This window comes from Cupriavidus basilensis (assembly GCF_029335485.1).
In the GTDB taxonomy this organism is placed as follows: domain Bacteria; phylum Pseudomonadota; class Gammaproteobacteria; order Burkholderiales; family Burkholderiaceae; genus Cupriavidus; species Cupriavidus basilensis_E.
In genome coordinates, this window is record NZ_JARJLM010000625.1 from 1 (window position 1) to 2,786 (window position 2,786).

General features: G+C 66.9%; 3 protein-coding genes. 2 read left to right on the forward strand and 1 reads right to left on the reverse strand.

What is annotated here, in order from left to right; genetic code table 11:
• Nucleotides 1-35: 35 nt before the first annotated feature.
• The gene (locus P3W85_RS38405; protein ID WP_017227007.1) at nucleotides 36-431 is read left to right on the forward strand and encodes a hypothetical protein; all 396 of its coding nucleotides are present in this window, start codon (nucleotides 36-38) and stop codon (nucleotides 429-431) included.
• Between the two features lie 17 nt (nucleotides 432-448).
• Here P3W85_RS38405 and mdtD read toward each other — a convergent pair whose 3' ends face one another.
• Nucleotides 449-1,843, reverse strand: coding sequence for a multidrug transporter subunit MdtD (gene mdtD, locus P3W85_RS38410; RefSeq protein WP_035811857.1), 1,395 nt, complete (start codon nucleotides 1,841-1,843; stop codon nucleotides 449-451).
• A 177-nt stretch (nucleotides 1,844-2,020) separates the two neighbouring features.
• On the opposite strand from mdtD, the gene P3W85_RS38415 reads away from it, so the two are divergent.
• The coding region (locus P3W85_RS38415; RefSeq protein WP_276268644.1) for a LysR family transcriptional regulator at nucleotides 2,021-2,786 on the forward strand (766 nt) is incomplete at its 3' end.

A 2,786-nucleotide genomic window follows, 5' to 3' on the forward strand; every position in this document is an offset into this window, starting at 1 on the left:
TAGGCTCGCGCCCTCCGCATTTGTTGCAAGCCATCATGAAAACCTCGCCTCCCGACACATCGGCCCCGGCCGCACCCATCCCCAGGATCAACTTCGATACCCGCAAGGCGCTGCTGTTCGCCCTTGCCGCAGAGCGCTTGTCGGCGTACTACGAGCACCGCCAGTGGATGACCGATGCCCAGGGCGCCACGCTGGCGGGGCTATGGCTGTCGCGCTCCAGGCTGCAGCTTGCGCTGGCCGAGCGGCGCCTGCTGTCCCGGTTGAGCGACGAGTTTGCCCGCCAGCTCGCCGGCACGCTGTCGCGCGAGGCGGGCCTGTACACCGCCCACGAAATGATGGAAGCGCTCGACCCCAACTACCAGTCGGCCTTTGCGCATGACCTGCTCGACGAGTGCGAACGGCTGCTGCGCGAAAACGGCGTGACGGAGTAAAGCCCCCGGCCGCCGGCTCAGCGGCTGGCCACGCCAGCCACGCTGCGGCCCTTGTCGAGCTGCCCGACATCCAGCCGGCGGAACACCACGGCCGATAGCAGCGTAATCGTACCGACGCTGAAGAACGCCAGCCGGTAAGCCGTGCCGGCAACGCCGAGCTGCGCGGTGAACAGGCTGACCAGACCGCCGCCGATGGTCACCCCGAGGCCGATCGCCAGCATCTGCACCATCGAGAACAAGCTGTTGCCGCTGCCGGCATCTTCCACGCTCAGACCTTTCAGCGTCACGCTGTTCATGGCCGCGAACTGCATGGAGTTGGTGGCGCCGAACAAGGCCAGCTGCGCGATCGACAAAGCCAGCGGCCAGCCCGGGGAGATCGCCGCGAACGATGCGATCGAGCCGCCTACCAGGACGGTGTTGACCAGCAGGAAGTTGTCGTAGCCATAGCGCTTGACCAGCGGTACGATCCAGCGCTTGGCCACCACGCCGGCCAGCGCGGCCGGCAGCAGCATCAGGCCGGAATGCAGCGGCGTGTAGCCGAGCTGCAATTGCATCAGCAAGGGCATCAGGAACGGCACCGCGCCGGAACCGATGCGACAGACCAGGTTGCCCGCCAGGCCGATGCTGAAATTGGGCTCGCGGAACAGCGCCAGCCTGAACAGCGGTTCCCGCCGGCGCCGCGCGTGCGGGATATAGAGCAGCGCGGACAGCAGGCTCAGCGCGAACAGGCTGCCGCTCCATGCCGCGTGGCTGGCTTCGTGCGGCGTGTCCAGCGCCAGCGAGAACGCCACCATGCAGAGCGACAGCAGACCGCAGCCGATGAAGTCGAACGGCGGCGCGCGGCCAACGGTATTGTCGGGCAGGTAGCGCAACACGGCCAGCAGCCCGATCGCGCCCACCGGCACGTTGATCAGGAAGATCCAGTGCCAGGCCACGGTCTGCACGATCCAGCCCCCCAGCACCGGACCGAAGATGGGGCCGACCTGCCCCGCCACAGAGACAAAGGCAAGCGCCGCGATGTATTGCTCGCCGGAGACGCTGCGCAGCACCGCCAGCCGCCCGATGGGCAGCAGCATCGAACCGCCGATGCCCTGGATCACGCGCGCGATCACGAGTTGGTCGAGGCTTTGCGCGCCAGCACAAAACAGCGAGCCCAGCACGAACACCAGGATGGCGGCGAAGTAGACCCGACGGGTACCGAAGCGATCCGCCAGCCAGCCTGAAGCCGGCGTGAGCATGGCCATGGTCAGCGTGTAGGCCACCACCACCGGTTTCATGTCGAGGGGCGTTTCGTTGAGGCTGCGCGCCATCGCGGGCAACGCGGTGTTGACGATGGTGGTGTCCAGCGTTTGCATGAAAAAGCCCGCTGCGACGATCCACAGCATGGCTTTGTGTGAGGATTGGCTTGTCATCTGGCACATCTCGAGGCAAAGACCGGCGGTAGCCGGCGCGGTAGCCGGCGCGGATCGCGGGGGCGGGATCCGGCAAGACGCGATACCGCAATGCTTTCGATGTTAATGACTGCCGCGCCAATCGGGAACCCCGCTGGATATATTGACTGTGATCGGATAATCCGATGACAATGCGGCATGCTCAACCCCGTCTGGATCAAGACCTTCGCCACCGTTGCCGCCGCCCACAGCTTCACCGACGCGGGGCGCCAGCTTGGCCTGTCCCAGTCCAGTGTCAGCGACCATATCCGGCGCCTGGAGCAGCACGTGGGCCGCCGGCTGTTTGTGCGCGATACCCATACGCTGACCATGACGGCCGACGGCGAGGCCCTGCTGGCGCACGCGCGGCTGATCCTGGAAGCCATCGCCCGCGCGGAATCCCAGTTCCATGCGCCGCGCCTGCAGGGCCGCGTGCGGCTGGGTACATCGGACGACCTGGCGCTGGGTCCGCTACCCAATGTACTGGCCGCGTTCCGCAACTCGCATCCGGATGTGGAACTGGAAATCACCATCGGCATGACCGGCAAGCTCTACGAGCTGATGGATGCCGGTGCCCTGGACCTGATGATCGGCAAGCGCCGCGAAGGCGACCGGCGCGGCTCTCCCCTGTTCAGGGGCAAGCTGGAGTGGCTCGCGCGGCCCGGCACGGTGGCCGATCTCAGGCAGCCCCTGCCGCTGATCCTGGTGCCCGAGCCCAGCGTCACGCGGGCCATCGTGCTGGATACGCTCGCCAAGGCCGGCATGCGCTGGCAGATCGTCTGCACCAGCAGCAGTCATTCCGGCTGCATCGCCGCGGCGCGCGGCGGCCTGGGCATTACCGTGCGCGCGCAATACCTTTCCGGGCGCGGCCTCACGCCGCCGGTCAATAGCGCCAGCCTGCCGGCGCTACCGGAAGTCGAGTTCA